We start from the raw sequence: 15,729 nt of genomic DNA on the forward strand, positions 1-15,729 counted from the left end.
ATGCAGCTTCTACGTGCGCTCAAGAAGGTCTTGCTGGCCGTGCCGCTCTACACCTTGCTGACGCTGCTGGGCATCATGTCGCTGGTGTGGAACCTCATCGCGATGCTGCTGCACCCGGTGCTGCCCGCCCGTGCAGCGCGCCCGCTGGGCCGCGCCACCATTGCAATGGCCTACCGCTGGTTCTGGGCGATTTCATCGATCACCGGCATGATGCGCATCGACGCCCGCTGCCTGGACGCCTTGCGCGACGAACGCCGGCTGATCTTCGTGGCCAACCATCCCACCATGCTGGACGCACTGCTGCTGGTGGCGCATCTGCCGCGCAGCGCCTGCATCATGAAGGCCGACCTGATGAAGAACGTCTTCCTCGGGGCGGGCGCGCGACTTGCGCACTACATCCGCAACGACTCGGCCCGCTCGATGGTGCGGCTGGCGGTCGAGGACCTGCGCGCCGGCGGCCAGTTGGTGCTGTTTCCCGAAGGCACGCGCACGGTCGAGCAACCCGTCAACCACTTCCGCCCCGGCGTCACGCTCATCGCCAAACTCGCGCAGGCGCCGATCCAGACCGTCTTCATCGACACCGAATCGCCCTACCTCGGCAAGGGCTGGCCGATCTGGAAGGTGCCGCCGCTGCCGATCGTCTTCAAGCTGCGGCTCGGCCAGCGCTTTGCACCGCAGCAGGACAGCAATGCGCTGCTGATGCAACTCGAACAGTACTTCCGCCAAAACCTCGAACAACGCGCCCCCGACGCCCAGCCCGCATGCCCCAAGACGCCGACTCGCGCACACACCTCGTACTGATCCCGAGCTACAACACCGGCGAGCGCCTGTTTTCGACTGTCCGCGAAGCGCGCGCCCAATGGACGCCGGTGTGGGTGGTCATCGATGGCAGCACCGACGGCACGGGCGAGCGGCTTGCGCAACTCGCTGCGGACGACAGCGGCCTCAAGGTACTGCAACTGCCCATGAACGAGGGCAAGGGCGCTGCGGTGCTGTATGGCCTGCGCAAGGCCCGGGAGGCGGGCTTCACCCATGCACTGGCCATGGACTCCGACGGCCAGCATCCCGCCAACCTGATCCCGGCCTTCATGCAGGCTTCCATCGCGCGACCCGAGACCATGGTGCTCGGCCGCCCCGTGTTCGACGCCAGCGCCCCGTTGCTGCGCGTGCGCGGGCGGCGTGTGTCGAACAGCTGGACGCAGCTGGAGACGCTGTTCGCCGGCATCGGCGATTCGCTCTATGGCTTTCGCGTCTACCCGATCGACGCGCTGATCCATGTGATGGCTCGGCAGCCCTGGATGCGCCGCTTCGACTTCGACACCGAGGCCGTGGTGCGGCTGGCCTGGCGTGGCGTGAAGCCGGTCAACATCGATGCGCCGGTCAAGTACCTCACCGCGGCCGAAGGCGGCGTCTCGCACTTTCGGTACGGGCGCGACAACGTGCTGCTGACCTGGATGCACACGCGGCTGATGGTGGAGTTCGTGCTCCGGCTGCCGTGGCTGCTGGTCAAGCGCGTGCTGGGCTTGCCGCCGTTCCAGAGGTAGCTTCCCGCCAGCGCCTGCGGCCCGGCATCCCCAATAAGTTGGATTGCGTTCATGCGTCGCGGCGGTCACGATGGCTGCGGCCGTTTTGGCCGGCAAGCAGCATCGGATCGCGCCATGGACAAGAGACCCACCGTCTTCATTGGTTCTTCGAGCGAAGGGCTGGAAGTTGCCAAGGCGCTGGAAGCGCGTTTTGGCGACAAGGCGGTCGTTCGAATGTGGAACGGTGCCGGCCAGGTATTTCGACGACAGGAGTCCTATCTCGATTCGCTTCTGACGGCATCGAGCCTCTACGAATTTGCTGTCCTGGTGTTCACGTCGGACGATGAGACGACCAGCCGGGATGTGACTCGCGCCACCGCCCGTGACAACATCCTGTTCGAGTACGGCTTGTTCCTGGGACGTGTTGGAAAACACAGAGCCTTCGCCCTCGTGCTTGACAAACTGCCTGTTCCTTCCGACCTGCAAGGCATCCACTTCGACAGGTTCAAACTCGGGCCCGACAACAAGACTCCCGATGAAGACTTCGGGGCGTTGGCTGATCGCATCGTCAGCGACATTCTTGAGCACCACGCGACCACGGCCGAATTCTCGCAATTGCCTTCCACTGCGCTGGCGATTGGATACTTCGAGAATTTCATCTCGAGGGTCTGCGACCAACTCGACAATTACCAACCGCTGAAATTCAAGGGAAAGGCTCCCGACAGCGATGAAGTCATCGAGCGCGAACTCAAGTACAAGACGTTCACGCTGAACATCGTGATCCCGGACGACCTGAAATTTGTTGAGCAGACCAACCTGAAGGGCCTGTTACGGGGACTATCGCAAGTGACGGTCAGCAGCGGCACTTTGCGCGACTTTCCGCTTTACATCCATGTATTGCCCGCCGAAGACTCGACACACCTTGAACTGTTCGATGTCCCGACCACGATGAAATCGGCAAGACGCGCGATTCAAAAAATCTTTCCCGCCGCATATGTCGGGCAAGTCGGGAGGCAGACCGCCGCAGAACAGCGTGAGATCTCCAATTTCGAGCGTGCGCTTCGATTGCTGATCAGCGAACACGTGCTGTGGGAGCCGAACATCAAATATCGCTACCTCTCCGAGTTCTTGCCGAAGAACGGCAACACATGAAGAGGCTCGTCGTCAGATCATCCCGCCATTGATCGAGATCACCTGCCCCGTGATGTAGCCCGCCTCGTGGCTCGCCAGGAAGCCGGCCAGTGCCGCCACTTCCTCTGGCGTACCGGCACGCTTCACCGGCACCATCTGCTGGATCAGCGCCGGGTCGAACGCCGCATCGGCCATCGGCGAGGCGATGACGCCAGGCGCGATCGCATTGACCGTGACGCCGCGCGCCGCGACTTCGAGCGACAGCGCCTTGGTCGCGCTGTTGAGCCCGCCCTTGGCGGCGGCATAGTTGACCTGGCCGCGGTTGCCCATGAGCGACGCCACCGAGGAGATGTTCAGGATGCGGCCCCAGCGCGTACGCAGCATCGGCAGCAGCAGTGGCTGCGTGACGCGGAAGAAGCCATTGAGCGACACGTCGATGACCTTGTGCCATTGCTCCGCCCGCATGCCGGGCAGCACGGCGTCGTCATGCACGCCAGCGTTGTTCACGATGATCTGCACCGGCCCGCCCTGCAGCATCGCGGCGCAGCCGGCTGCCGCGGCTTCGTCGCTGCGCAGATCGAACACATGGCATTCGGCGCTGCCGCCGGCGGTCTTGATCGATCCGGCCAGTTGCTGGACGGCTTCGGGGCGCGAGCTGGCATGCAGCAGGACGGTGGCGCCATCGCGCGCGAGGCGCTGCGCAATCGCCGCGCCCAGGGCGCCGCTGGCGCCGGTGACCAAGGCACGTTTTCCGGAGAGGTTCGTCGCAGTCATGTGGGCATGGGGGTGTTGAGCACGACCACCGCACGGCCGTCCGCGAGCGCGGCGCCGTTCGCGTCGGTGACGCTGAATTCGTAGAGCACCTGCCGGGCATCGCCCGAGAGCCGGGTGGCGCGCACCTGCAGGGCGCCCGGCACGTCATCGAGCCGGGTGACGGCAAGGCGCACGTTGCGCACGCTGGCGATGAATCCGGCGGATGGCGTGTCGCCGTCCTCCATCAGCAAGCCGCCATGCAGGGCCATTGCCTGCGCGGCGTACTCGATCGCGTTCGGCGCCATCAGCCCGCTGGCGGTGCGCAAGGGGTTGTCGGGCAGGCGGTGCGTGGAGGTGGCGCAGTGGATGGCCTGCGCATCCCAGCTTTCCAGGCGCTCCAGCAGGCACATCGTGCCGCGGTGGGGAATCAGGGCTTCGATCGCCTCGCGGTCCATGGTCTGGGGATGGCTCATGCTTCGTTGCGGTCGGCGACCAGCAGCACATTGGCGAACGGCGTACCCTCGCTCATAGGGATGCTCTGCACGCGAAAGCCAAGGCGTTGCAGCAGCGCGATCCACTCCTGCAGGGTGCGGCCCCAGGTCGGCGAGACCTTGTGGCCACGGATGCGCGTCACGGTGCGGTCGACCCACTGGCTGATCGCAAAGCCGCGCCGGCTGGCTGCATCGCCCACGCGCAGCAGCAACCTGCCGCCGTTGGCGGGCAAGGCCTCGCTGACGCGGCGCAACACGCCCTCCTGCGCGTCGAGGTCGACGTAGTGCAGCACGTCGAGGATCACCACCAGGTCGCTGGCTGGAAACGGCGCGGTGCACATGTCGCCGCAGACGAAGCGCGGCGTGGGCTGCAGTTGCCCGATGGAGGACTCGGCACGGGCCACGTCGCGCGGCATCAACTCGATGCCGGTGTAGTCCGCGCGTGCTGGCGTGGCGGCCCAAGCCGACGGCCACGCGCCCTTCGCTTGCATCGCCGCCATCGAGGACAGCAGGCTCGCGAACAGGCCCTGTCCGCAACCGATGTCGAGCACCCTGCCCCGCCCCGCGCCAAGGAGCCCGCGCTCGATCAGGCCGCGGAAGACCGGATCGCGGCCCAGCTTGCCGCGCGCGAATTCATAGGTGAACTTGCCGGCCTTTCGATAAGGCGCGGTGGCGGCGTCATGCAACTGCCGCCAGGCGGCATCGGTGGAGATCATGGAAGTCATTCGGTAACCATCGCGCGGTGCGCCGCGGTGCGCGCCTGCCGGCGGCCGGGCGGCGCTCATTCGATAACCTCCGCGCTGCGCGCTACGGTGCGAGCGCCTTCGGGCGGCCGGGCGGCGCTCATTCGATAACCTCCGCGCTGCGCGCTACGGTGCGAGCGCCTTCGGGCGGCCGGGCGGCGCTCATGCAGCGAAGCCTTCAGGCAAGGTGACGGCGCACAGCCTGGCTTGCCTGATTTTCTGCAGCAGCGGCGGAAGGACTTCGAGCACGACCGGCGTGCCAGCCGCAGTGCGCGCGGCATGGCCGTCGTGCAGCAGCAGGATGTCTCCCGCGGCCAGCCTGTGCGCGAGGCGCGCCAGCACCTTGGCCGGGTCGCGCTCGCGGGTGTCGAAACCGCGGCGCGTCCAGCTCACGAGCGAGAGGCCGAGCCGGCGCAGCACCGGCGCGAGGAATGGATTGCGGAAGCCGGCGGGCGCACGAAAGCAGGTCGGCCGCTGGCCGGTGACGGCCGCCAGCATGTCCTGGGCCAGTCCAATCTCGGCGGTGTAGCCGCGTGGTCCCAGCAAGGAGAAGTCGTGGCGATGGATGGCCGTGTGGTTCTGGATGCTGTGTCCCCGCGCAATGATTTCGCGTGCCAGCGCCGGGTGCGCGGCCACGCGTTCGGCAATGCAGAAGAAGGTGGCGCGCGCGCCCGCCGCATCCAGCAGGTCCAGCACCTGCGGCGTGACCTCGGGGTCCGGCCCATCGTCGATGGTCAGCGCGAGCTCGCGGCGATCGATGGCCGCCTGCGGCAAGCGCGTCACGTTGGGCCCGATCAGCCTGCCGCGCGGCATGAGCACGGCGCCGGTGATCAACGCATGGTTCAGCACCACCGCACCCAGGGCCCAGGGCCATGCGCCCGGCACCAGGACCGCAGCGCCAATCGCGAGCACGTGCAGCACCGCACTGGCGATGAAGATGGGCGGCATGCCCGGTGCATCGGGCATCGCCGCAGAGGCAGGAACAGTGGTCGACATCAGAGGGCCATTTTGCTTGCAACGCCCGTGGCGGTCTTCTTCCGGTGCATGAACGCCGCCGACAACAACAAGGCCAGCAGGGCCCCCGGCGCCACCACGCGGCCGATCGCCGACAGCGCCGGAATATCCGAGATCGCGATGAGTCCGAACGAGACCACGGTCGTCAGGTTGGCCAGCATCAGCGAGGCCAGCGTGTCCTCATCGGCGCTTCCGGTCTCCTGCAACTGGTCGAAGAACAGCGCGTAGTTGGAGCCCACCGCCACGATCAGCAGCAGTCCCACCAGGTGCAGGATGCCGAGCGCGACATGCAGCGCCGCCATGCCGCCGAGCGTCAGCAGCACGGCCAGCGCCAGCGGCTCGCACACGGCCAGCAGCCTGCGCCCGGAACGCAGGTAGACCCCGAGCAGCACGACCACCGCCAGCGCGCCGACCATGACCTGCACGAAGGCCTCATGCAGGTAGTGCGCATAGAGGCTGTTGAGTTCATTGCCGACATCCACCACCTGCACTTCCGGCAGCGTCGACAGTGCCGCGGCCAACCGGACCGCGTCGAAGCTGGGACCGGGATGCAGCGCGATCAGCGCCGCCCAACCGCCGCCCGGCCGCTCATACAGCATCGCGTTGACGACGGCTCCGAGCGGCCCGTCGAGCAGATCGGCACGCATGACCGGCTTCTGCACGCGCGCCTTCTCGACCTCGGCGATGAAGGGCTCCAGCCGTGCGGCCGGCAGCGGCCCGCCGGCCGTGGCCTGGGCCAGGCGGGTGCGCAGCGTCACCGCATCGGGCAGGCTCGCGATGCGCAACTGCTGGGCTGCGATGCTCGGCAGCATGCGGGTGACGGTCTCGAAACCGAGGAGTTCGCCGCCCTCGATCAAGGCATCGAGCCGCGCGCTGGCGGCTTCGGTGGCGCGCAACACGGCTTGCTGGTCCGCCGCCTGTACCACGACCAGCGTGCTGGCATCGCTCGCGCCGATGTCCTCGCGCAGCCTGGCGTCCAGGTCGCTCATCTCCTGCTTGATCGGGCTCATGGACGACAGCCGGGCGCGCCACAGGTCGGCGCCTTGCCACGCCACCAGGCCGGCCGCGACGACGCCCAGCGCCAGGAAGCCCCAACGCAGCCTGGGCAGCGTGCGCGCGATGGCGCCGGCGGCGCGGGCCATGAGGTGGCGCATGCCCATGCCCGCGGCGCCGTCGGGCGCGAGCATCGGCAGGCCGTGGCGCGTCGCCAGCGCGGCCGCGATCAGCCCGGCAATCGAGAACACGCCCAACTGCGCCAGCCCCGGAAAGCCGGAGAACACCAAGGCCGCGAAGCCGCACACGGAAGTGAGCAGGCCGAGCCGGACGGTGGGCCAATTGAGGTCGCGCCAGCGCTGCCATCCGGTGCCGGGCACGCGCGCACCACGCGCCTGGATCAGGTAGTAGATCGCGTAGTCGATCGTCTCGCCGATCAGCGTGCTGCCGAAGCCCATGGTCATCCCGTGCACGTGCCCGAACGCGAGTGACACCGCGGCCGTGCCGCCCACCACGCCCGTCGCCACCGGCAGCAAGGCGATGACCAGCGCGCGCGGTGATGCGAATGCCAGCATCAACAAGCCGCTCATCACGATGCCGCCGATGAGCGCGAGATGCAGGGCCTCGCGCTTGATCTGGTCGCGGCTGGTCACCGAGAACACCGGCGCACCGCTCATCAGCAGCTTGGGCGCGCTGGCGCCGAGGCCTTGCGTGGCCTTCGCGAATTCGGCCTCGACGCGCGCGATGACCTGCGCCTGCGCATCGAGGTCGCCGCCGGCAGCCTTGGTGCCGGCCAGCAGCATGGCGCGCGGCGCATCGCGCGAGACCCACACGCCATGATCGGTGCGCGGCGATGTGGCGGGCAGCAGGCCTTCCGCGATGCGCTGCGTCTCGCCCGTCGGGTCGCGCTCGAGCAGCGGCTTGACGATGTTGCCGGCGGGCGTGCCCAGCAGCGAAAGGGTGTCGTCGATGGCGTTGCGCAGGCCTTCGACGGTGAAGCGGTCGGGCGTGACCTCCGGCGAGAGTTGGTAGCGATGGTCGAACACGAAGGTGCCCGACGCCGCCCAATCGCTGTTGTCGCCGTTCTGCACCTGGTCGAACAGGCCGCTTGCGCGCATGGCCTTGCCCAAGGCGCGCGACACGTCGGCGCGCTGCGCCGCATCCTTGCCGCCCTCAATGCCGATCAGCAACGTGCGCGAGGCGACGCCCGCCTGGAGCTGCTCGATGAGGACGCGCTGGTGCGGGTCGGGGCTGGCGGGCAGGAAGGCCGACAGGTCGGCGCTGAAGTGCGTGCGCGAAATGACCGCGACCCCGGCCAGAACCGACGCCAGCCAGATCAGCAGCACCAGCGCCCTGCGCGAGCGGCTGGGTCCGGCTGCGGCCATTGTCACGGCGTGGTGCGCCCGGCGGGCGCCTGCGTCGACCCCGCCGCGCCGCTGCGCTGCGGCACGATGGTCATGACCGACCGGTCGCCGCCGCGAAATTCCATCTCCACGCCAAGCACTTCGCCACCCTTGCCGCTGAGACGCATGGCTTCCACCTGCGCGGAGAGGCGCTCGTCGATGGGCACGAGGTCGAGCGTCCATTCCGCGCTGCTGCCCTTGAGGGTGCTGCGGAAGTAGCGCTGCAGCACCGCGCCGTTGCCGCTCAGCGTGCCACGCATGGCTTCGACCATGCCGAGCAACTCGGGCATGCTGTCGAGCGCCATGCTGCGCGTGCGGTTGCCGCGCGTGAGCGTGAGGTTGTTGCCGTCGACCACCATCGACTCGGGCCGCGGCGTCAGCGTGCGCCGCGTCATCTGGTCGGGCGCCACGAAGCTCAGCGTGCCGCTTGCGGACAACGGGCCTTCGAGGCCGTGCACATAGCGCTGCTCGGTGAAGGTGCCCTCGCCCTGCTTCTTCCTGGCCAGCAGGCCCATGAGTTCAGTCAGGTCGAACGCCCACGCCGGCGCGGCGGCGCACAGCAGCAGCAACAGCAGCGCGCGCGATCGGCGCACCACGTCATCAGCGCGCATCTTCCAGCCAGAAATCATGGAAATTGAACCAGTTGTAGGGGTACTTTCGGCACAGGTCCTCGAGGCGCGCGACATAGCTTTGGACGGCTTCGCGGATGCGGCGTTCCCGCTCGACCGGATCGGTGATGCGCGCGCTGAAGTCGGCCAGGGGTTCGAACTGCACATCGTAGCGGGCGCCGCCGAGGTAGAGGCCGGACATGAAGTACACCTGCCGGCGCAACAGGACGGCCAGCCGGAACGGGCCGTCGTTGAAGATGGCCGGCTGCCCAAGGAACGGAATCGACAGGTTGTTGCCGCGCTGCACGCCCGGATCGCTTTCCTGCCCCGGCAGGGTGCGATCGGCCAGCAGGCCGGCCATGCCGCCGGCGTCGAGCCAGTCGCGCAGTTCCAGCATCGAATGCGCGCGTCCCAGCGCGATGACATGCGGCCGCATTTCAGGCAGGCAGATCGCGTTGAGGATGGCGGTGATCTGGCGTGCGTTGTCCGGGAACATCAGCATGGCCGCGCGCAGGCGCGGCGCGTCCGGACTCATGTGCTTGCAGGCGCCCAGCGCCTCGAAACTGCCCACGTGCGCGCCCAGCAGGAAGGCGCCGCGCCCGGCCAGCGCCTCGGCTTCGACCGGCACGTTGCCGGCGAGAGTTACGTCGAACAGATCCCAGCGACCGCGCAGGAAGTACACGCGGTCCAGCACGGTCGAGGCAAAGGAATACAGCAGGCGATAGCCGTCGCGCCAACCGATGTCCGGGCCAATGGCGCGCCGCAGGTAGCGCTTGATGTTGCGCCGCGCCGCGGGCGAGAACAGGAAGAAATAGATGGAGATCGGATGCAGCACCAGCCGGGCGACGCTGCGCCCGCAGGTCAGCGCGATCCAGCAGATCACCCGCAGCGCCAGCATGTTGCTGCGCTCGGGCTTGCGGGACCAATCGTCCGGACGCGCGTTGTCGGAGGGGTCGACTGCGCTCACGACAGCCCCCACGCTCGGCACTGCGCGTCCTTGGGGCGGCCCGGCACGGCGCTCATTGGATTAACGCCGCGCTCATCGCAACACGCCCATCAAGCAGCGCCGGCATGCGGCAACCACCGCCCGTTGGCGGCGACCCGGTCGCCGCAGCGCACCTCGAATCGCACGCCGCGTGCGGCGCCCTCTTCGGGCTGCAACTCGATGATCATGGCGCTGCCCGGGCGCACCGGCGCAAGAAACTTGACCTGGGCCAGCGTGGGATTCGGGCCCAGGCGGGCAAGCAGTGCGGGCACGGCCCTTGCGGCCTCCAGCACCTCGGCCAGCACCAGTGCGCCAGGCAACAGCGGCTGGCCCGGAAAGTGCCCCGCGAACACGGGATGGTCGAGCGGCACATCGCGCGTCACCCGCACGGTCGTGCCGTCGCCGGCAAGCTGGGCCAGCGCGAATTCGCGCATCGCGCGCACCGTGAGCTTGCCTGTGCCTTCATGCGGCAGCGACGCCACGTGCACCACGCGACGCGGCACGAACACGGGTTCGAGCCGCTGTCGCAGGGCCGCGATGACGGCGTGGGCATCCAGTTCGGGCGCCACCACGAAGGCAACAGGACGCACCACGCCATCGGTCACGTCGTCCGGCAACCAGAAGGCGCCGTCCAGCACGCCCGGCACGCTATTGAGATGGAAATTGAGGTGTCCCAGCGAACTGCGCCGACCGGCCACGTGGATCAGGTCGTTGGCGCGACCCAGCAGCCGGAAGTGCTGCGCGTCGATCAGTTCGAGCACATCCGCCATCGGCGTCGGCTGCGGAATGAAGTCTCCATCGAAGACAAAGCGCTCGTCGCCGGCCGCGTCCCGCTCGGCACGCACTTCGATGGCGCCCATCGCATGCCAGACATCGCTGCGTGCAGTCTGGCGCGAGGCCACCTGGCCCGACTCGGTGCTGCCGTAGATCTCGATCAGCACCGCGCCCATGGCCTGCTCGGCCTGCGCGGCCAGTTGCGGCGAGAGCGGCGCCGTGGCCGAGAGGATCAGGTCGACGGGAGGCAATTCGATGCCGGCCAGCAGCAGGTTCTTCAGATGGAACGGGGTGGTGACCAGGGCGCGCGGACGCGGCAACGAGGCCAGCGTGGCAGCCACGTCCGCCGGAAAAAACGGCCGGCCGCTATCGAATGCCGCGCCACCCAGCATCCCGAGCAGTACCGACGACTCCAGCCCGTAGCTGTGCTGCACCGGCACCGTCGTGACCAGGTTCAGGCCGGCCAACGAGGGCAGCCCCAGCAACTGCGCAAGGCGTGGCACGGCCGCAGCGACGTCATACACCAACGTGTGCCAACTCTTCGCGTGGGGCTGCGGCACGCCCGTCGACCCGGAAGTGAGCAAGCTCACGGCATGCATGGCGGACGGCAGGTCCGGCGCGGTGGCGAAGGTGTCGACGGCAGCATGCGAAGCCGGGTCGATCCACATCACCCGGATGCCGTGCACGTCGAGGCGCCGGTCGTCGGCCACGGCGAACACATCGGGCTGGCCCTGGCGCAGGCGGTCCAGCGTGTCCTGGCGCGCATCGGGCGGCAGCAGGCTGGGCAGGCCGCGCAGCATCGCAGCGCCGAGCCCGATCGCAAAGGCGTACCGGTCGACACAGAGATTGACCACCGGCCCACGTTCGGGCAGCTGCGCCGCGAATTGCGCCACATCGGCAAGGTACTGCCGCCCCGAAATGGCCTGGCCACCGCGCCAGGCCAGGGGTACATCCAGGTCGCGCGCTCCCAGCAAGGGAAGCAGCGCGGCGCCTTGTGTGTTCACTCTTGCGTTCATCAGGGAGCGCGGCGATCGCCGCTGGCGCCGGAAAAAGCGCGCATCGCATCGATGAGGCGTGCGCGCTCGAATTCGGGATGAATGCGATAGCGCAGGAGATGCTCGCCCAGGAACAACGACACCACGCCGATGGGCGACAGCACGTTCGACAACAGCGACCAGGCGGAGAACGGCAGGCACAGGTACACCACGATGGAAGACACCACCGTGAGCGCGAAGAACGCCGTCCAGACCATCGTGACTTGGCGCGTGTAGCGCGGCATCTCGCCGACGAGCGGATGCACGCGCTCTGCCAATTGCCCGATCAGCGACAAACCGCCCCCGCGCAGGGTGCTGCCGAACCAGCCGCACAACAGGGCGTTGATGCCGACGTGCTGCACCACGTAAAGACGATTCGTGTCACCCGCATCGCCATTCATCACCAACCAGAACAGGGCCGCACCGGCAGCCCCGACCGCCAGCAGCCCCCAGCGTCCGAAGTACGAACCGGCCAGGCCCAGCGCGGTGAGCCACAGCGGCACGAGCAGCACCAGCACGGCCCACGGATCATTGGCGTGATAGAGCATCATCCAGTGCGACAACACCGCGTAGGCGGCACCGCCCAGCAGCAGGAGGGCCAGGCGCCAGCGCGTCATGCGCAGCGGATCACGCAGCGCTGCGGTTCTGGGCGACGTGGGTCGCGAGACTGCGCAGCGATTCGAAGATCTGTTGGTTGCGTTCATCGTCCGAGCGCAACTGGAAACCGTACTTGCGCGACACCTCGAGCGCGACTTCGAGGATGTCGATGGAATCGAGGCCCAGGCCGTCGCCGTAAAGGGGTGCGGTCGGAACGATTTCGTCTGCGGCGATCTCGAGATTCAGCGATTCGACCAGCAACACGGCCAATTCGTTTTCGAGTGCGGTTTGCGCGAGGGTTTCGCCATCGGCGGGAAGGGAAGACTGGGCGGTCGATGACAAAGCAAACTCCGAGACGATTTGAGGGGGAACGATTGCGCTACGCGATCGGGAATTATAGGAGTCTGCTTGGATAGACTGACGCTTCTACCTGCCCCCGGAGACCCCATGGCCGAACCCCTGCTGATTGCCCGCCACGCCACGACCGAGTGCCTGCTGCTGCCCGCACTGGCCAACCGCCACGGACTGATCACCGGCGCCACCGGCACCGGCAAGACCGTCACCCTGCAAACCATGGCCGAAAAGCTCTCATCCATCGGCGTCCCGGTGTTCCTGGCCGACGTGAAGGGCGACCTGACAGGCATCAGTCAGGCCGGCACCATCGGCGGCAAGCTGGCCGGCGTGCTGAAGGAGCGCGGCCTCGACCTGCCAGCGCCGCTGGCCTGCCCCGTCACGCTGTGGGACGTGTTCGGCGAGCAGGGCCACCCGGTGCGGGCCACCATTTCCGACATGGGCCCGCTGCTGCTGGGGCGCATGCTCGACCTCAATGAAACGCAGGCGGGCGTTTTGAACCTGGTCTTCAAGATCGCGGACGACAACGGCCTGCTCCTGCTTGACCTGAAGGACCTGCGCGCCATGCTGCAGTACGTCGGCGAGAACGCGAGCCAGTTCACCACCCAGTACGGCAACGTGAGCGCGGCCAGCGTCGGCGCGATCCAGCGCGGGCTGCTGCAGATCGAGACCCAGGGCGGCGACAAGTTCTTCGGCGAGCCGATGCTCAACATCGCCGACTTCATGCAGACCGTCGGCGGCAAGGGCGTGATCAACATCCTCGCGGCCGACAAGCTCATGAATTCGCCACGGCTGTACGCCACTTTCCTGCTGTGGCTGCTGTCGGAGCTGTTCGAGCAACTGCCCGAGATCGGCGACCCGGAGCAGCCGAAGCTGGCTTTCTTCTTCGACGAGGCGCACCTGCTGTTCAACGAGGCGCCCAAGGCCCTGGTCGAGCGGATCGAACTGGTGGTGCGGCTGGTGCGCTCCAAGGGCGTCGGCGTGTATTTCGTGACACAGAACCCCCTCGACATTCCCGATTCCGTGCTGGCCCAGCTGGGCAACCGCGTGCAGCATGCGCTGCGCGCCTTCACGCCGCGGGACCAGAAGGCGGTCAAGGCCACGGCGACCACGATGCGGCAGAAGCCCGGCCTCGACATCGAAGCAGCCATCACCGAACTTGCCGTGGGCGAAGCACTGGTGAGCCTGCTCGACGAGAAGGGCCGCCCCAGCGTGACCGAACGCGTGTTCGTGGTGCCGCCCGGCAGCCAGCTCGGCCCGATCACGCCGGTGCAACGACAGGCGCTGATTGCCGGTTCGCTGGTGGCGGGCGTCTACGAAAAGACAGTCGACCGCGAATCGGCCTATGAAAAACTGAAGGGCCGTGCCGCTTCTGCGCCCGGCGCGCCGCCAGCGACAGCAGGTGCGCCCGGCAGCCCGCAGGCAGGCGCTTCGGGCGGGCTCATGGGCGGGCTGAACGACCTGCTGTTCGGCACCACCGGCCCACGTGGCGGCAAGCACGACGGGTTGGTTCAGACCATGGCCAAGTCGGCGGTGCGCACGGTCGGCACCAGCGTGGGCAAGGAAATCCTGCGCGGCGTGCTCGGCGGAATCTTCGGGTCGAAGGGGCGGTAGCCAGCCCCTTCACCACCTGAGAATGCGCGGCCCGAGCGCGGCGCCCACGGCCGCCGGCAGCGCCATCCCGGCCACGTACCAGATCGCGAGGAAGGGCGCCGTCAATTCGGGGCAGTGCAGTGCATAGACCGCCGCCCCGGCCGCGCCGGACATGGCGCCGGCGCAGGCTCCGGCCCATGCCGGCCGCGTGGGCGCCAGGCTGCGCAACGCGACCAGCGCGGCGACGAACACGGGCAGCGCGATCTCCGCGATGCTGAACACGCAGGTGCGCCAGGTCTGGCCCCAGACCATGTCGGACCGACGGTCCTCCGGCGCCATCAGGTAGCTTGCAATGGCCATGGCCCACAGCATCAGCACCGGGGCCGCCACCCCGAGCCAGCTTGCGCCGACCTTCGCGCCGGGCCGGGCCAACCGCTGGAGCACGACGAAGCCCGCCACCGCGATGGTGATGGGCACGAGCAGCTTCATCCAGAACATCGGCCAGAACATGACTTGCACCAGATCGCGCCGCACGCCGTATTCCATCTGCATGATCAGCAGCGCCAACGGCACGCCAAAGGCAAGCGCGAGCGTGATGCGACGGGAGGCAGCGCGCCGCGGCACCGGCAAGGTGTCGGCCGCGAGCAGCGAAACCAGGTCGTCGGTCTTCATGACGCGCTGCTCCTGATACGGGCGGCCAGTGCCTTCAGTCCGCGATGGATGCCGACCTTCACCGCCGACTCCGACATGCCGGTCGCCGCCGCCGTCTCCGCCACTGAAAGCCCCTGCAGCTTGACGTGCTCGATCGGCAGCCGCTGGCGGTCCGGCAAGGTTTCCAGCAGGCTTGCCAGGTCGCGCCTGGCATCGCTGGCGTCGGTGTCGGAATCGGCGAACACGGCAAGGTCGTCGTCCAGAGGATCATGCAGGGCCTCGCGGCTCGACTTGGCGCGCAGCAGGTCGATCATCTTGTAGCGCGCGATGGCCTGGACCCAGGCCGTCAGGGGCTGGTCCGGCTGGTAGGTGTGGCGCTGGTTGTGCATGGCGAGCAGGCATTCCTGAACAAGATCTTCAACTTCGTCAGGCCAGCCAAACAGGCGCTTGCCCAGAAAAGCACGCAGGTGCGCGCTGAGTTTTTGGAGAAACTGGTGATAGGCCGCGGCGTCGCCGTCGAGGCCGCGCAGGAACAAGCCGCGCAATATCGTCTCGGCTTCATTCGCTTGCACCAGGCTCCCAGCTGTTATTCGTGCCATCGGGTCGGTTGGTTACAGCCGTGTGGAGAAAAAGAAATTCGGCGAATTGTGCCGTCTGCTGTAACTCCCGCCCAAGAGTCCGCGAAATAGAAACGACTGCGCCAGATGGCGTGGTTCCAAACCTCAACTTACCTTTCGGAGCGAATCGATCATGAACCGTACCCTTGCCATCACCGCCCTCACCCTCAGCGCACTCGCCGCCGGCGCCGCCATGGCCCAGGACACCAAGCCGATGGGCGACAAGATGACCGACAAGATGGCCACCGTGGAGAAGTGCTTCGGTGTCTCCATGGCGGGCAAGAACGACTGCGCCGCCGGTCCCGGCACCACCTGCGCCGGCACGTCCAAGATGGACTACCAAGGCAACTCGTGGAGGAACGTTCCGGCCGGCACCTGCGCCACCATCAAGACGCCGAAGGGCATGGGCTCGCTGACCCCGATCAAGAGCTGATCCCGGCCCGATTCCGCCTGATTCCGCCGCACGAC

Annotated in this window: 17 protein-coding genes; 5 read left to right on the forward strand and 12 right to left on the reverse strand. The window is 67.6% G+C overall.

Features of this window, described 5'->3' with window-relative positions; all coding sequences use genetic code 11:
* The 3 genes from HCU76_RS06115 to HCU76_RS06125 all read left to right on the forward strand — a co-directional run bounded on the left by HCU76_RS06115 (window position 1) and on the right by HCU76_RS06125 (window position 2,675).
* Window positions 1-801, forward strand: coding sequence for a 1-acyl-sn-glycerol-3-phosphate acyltransferase (locus tag HCU76_RS06115; protein WP_213959324.1), 801 nt, complete (start codon window positions 1-3; stop codon window positions 799-801).
* Window positions 762-1,544: a glycosyltransferase family 2 protein gene (locus tag HCU76_RS06120; protein ID WP_213959325.1), complete on the forward strand. Its 783-nt coding sequence runs from the start codon at window positions 762-764 to the stop codon at window positions 1,542-1,544. The genes HCU76_RS06115 and HCU76_RS06120 overlap by 40 nt, the downstream gene beginning before the upstream one ends.
* Window positions 1,545-1,658: 114 nt before the next feature.
* The gene (locus HCU76_RS06125; protein ID WP_213959326.1) at window positions 1,659-2,675 is read left to right on the forward strand and encodes an STING domain-containing protein; all 1,017 of its coding nucleotides are present in this window, start codon (window positions 1,659-1,661) and stop codon (window positions 2,673-2,675) included.
* A 12-nt stretch (window positions 2,676-2,687) separates the two neighbouring features.
* Here the strand turns inward: HCU76_RS06125 and fabG are convergent, their stop codons facing one another.
* From fabG to HCU76_RS06175, 10 genes are all read right to left on the reverse strand, one after another.
* Window positions 2,688-3,428 carry a 3-oxoacyl-ACP reductase FabG gene (fabG, locus tag HCU76_RS06130; protein WP_218508758.1) on the reverse strand — a complete coding sequence of 247 codons (741 nt, stop codon included), beginning with the start codon at window positions 3,426-3,428 and terminating at the stop codon, window positions 2,688-2,690.
* A complete protein-coding gene (locus tag HCU76_RS06135) occupies window positions 3,425-3,880 on the reverse strand; it encodes a hydroxymyristoyl-ACP dehydratase (protein ID WP_218508759.1) in 456 nt (151 codons plus the stop codon). The genes fabG and HCU76_RS06135 overlap by 4 nt, the downstream gene beginning before the upstream one ends.
* Window positions 3,877-4,623 carry a class I SAM-dependent methyltransferase gene (locus tag HCU76_RS06140; protein ID WP_218508760.1) on the reverse strand — a complete coding sequence of 249 codons (747 nt, stop codon included), beginning with the start codon at window positions 4,621-4,623 and terminating at the stop codon, window positions 3,877-3,879. Before HCU76_RS06140 ends, HCU76_RS06135 begins: the two co-directional genes overlap by 4 nt.
* 180 nt (window positions 4,624-4,803) lie before the next feature.
* The gene (locus HCU76_RS06145; protein WP_371319766.1) at window positions 4,804-5,637 is read right to left on the reverse strand and encodes a polysaccharide deacetylase family protein; all 834 of its coding nucleotides are present in this window, start codon (window positions 5,635-5,637) and stop codon (window positions 4,804-4,806) included.
* A complete protein-coding gene (locus HCU76_RS06150) occupies window positions 5,637-8,033 on the reverse strand; it encodes an MMPL family transporter (protein ID WP_218508761.1) in 2,397 nt (798 codons plus the stop codon). The genes HCU76_RS06145 and HCU76_RS06150 overlap by 1 nt, the downstream gene beginning before the upstream one ends.
* A gap of 2 nt (window positions 8,034-8,035) precedes the next feature.
* Window positions 8,036-8,680, reverse strand: coding sequence for an outer membrane lipoprotein carrier protein LolA (locus HCU76_RS06155; protein WP_256354024.1), 645 nt, complete (start codon window positions 8,678-8,680; stop codon window positions 8,036-8,038).
* A complete protein-coding gene (locus HCU76_RS06160) occupies window positions 8,652-9,557 on the reverse strand; it encodes an acyl-CoA synthetase (RefSeq protein WP_218628384.1) in 906 nt (301 codons plus the stop codon). Before HCU76_RS06160 ends, HCU76_RS06155 begins: the two co-directional genes overlap by 29 nt.
* Window positions 9,558-9,715: 158 nt before the next feature.
* Window positions 9,716-11,422, reverse strand: coding sequence for an AMP-binding protein (locus tag HCU76_RS06165; RefSeq protein ID WP_371319767.1), 1,707 nt, complete (start codon window positions 11,420-11,422; stop codon window positions 9,716-9,718).
* A gap of 11 nt (window positions 11,423-11,433) precedes the next feature.
* Window positions 11,434-12,069, reverse strand: a complete 636-nt coding sequence (locus tag HCU76_RS06170) for a hypothetical protein (RefSeq protein WP_218508763.1) — start codon at window positions 12,067-12,069, stop codon at window positions 11,434-11,436.
* A gap of 10 nt (window positions 12,070-12,079) precedes the next feature.
* The gene (locus HCU76_RS06175; protein ID WP_213959334.1) at window positions 12,080-12,391 is read right to left on the reverse strand and encodes a phosphopantetheine-binding protein; all 312 of its coding nucleotides are present in this window, start codon (window positions 12,389-12,391) and stop codon (window positions 12,080-12,082) included.
* Window positions 12,392-12,496: 105 nt separating this feature from the next.
* Here HCU76_RS06175 and HCU76_RS06180 point away from each other — a divergent pair, with 105 nt between their 5' ends.
* Window positions 12,497-14,014 carry a helicase HerA-like domain-containing protein gene (locus HCU76_RS06180; RefSeq protein WP_213959335.1) on the forward strand — a complete coding sequence of 506 codons (1,518 nt, stop codon included), beginning with the start codon at window positions 12,497-12,499 and terminating at the stop codon, window positions 14,012-14,014.
* 9 nt (window positions 14,015-14,023) lie between these two features.
* On the opposite strand, the gene HCU76_RS06185 is transcribed toward HCU76_RS06180, so the two are convergent.
* Together HCU76_RS06185 and HCU76_RS06190 are read right to left on the reverse strand one after the other, a co-directional pair.
* Window positions 14,024-14,665: an NrsF family protein gene (locus HCU76_RS06185; RefSeq protein WP_213959336.1), complete on the reverse strand. Its 642-nt coding sequence runs from the start codon at window positions 14,663-14,665 to the stop codon at window positions 14,024-14,026.
* On the reverse strand, window positions 14,662-15,243 hold the full coding sequence (locus tag HCU76_RS06190; RefSeq protein WP_213959337.1) for a sigma-70 family RNA polymerase sigma factor: 582 nt from the start codon (window positions 15,241-15,243) through the stop codon (window positions 14,662-14,664). Before HCU76_RS06190 ends, HCU76_RS06185 begins: the two co-directional genes overlap by 4 nt.
* A gap of 148 nt (window positions 15,244-15,391) precedes the next feature.
* On the opposite strand from HCU76_RS06190, the gene HCU76_RS06195 reads away from it, so the two are divergent.
* A complete protein-coding gene (locus HCU76_RS06195) occupies window positions 15,392-15,694 on the forward strand; it encodes a DUF2282 domain-containing protein (protein ID WP_213959364.1) in 303 nt (100 codons plus the stop codon).
* The last annotated feature ends 35 nt before the right edge of the window (window positions 15,695-15,729 follow it).

The organism is Variovorax sp. dw_308 (genome assembly GCF_019207085.1).
In the GTDB taxonomy this organism is placed as follows: Bacteria; Pseudomonadota; Gammaproteobacteria; order Burkholderiales; family Burkholderiaceae_C; genus Variovorax.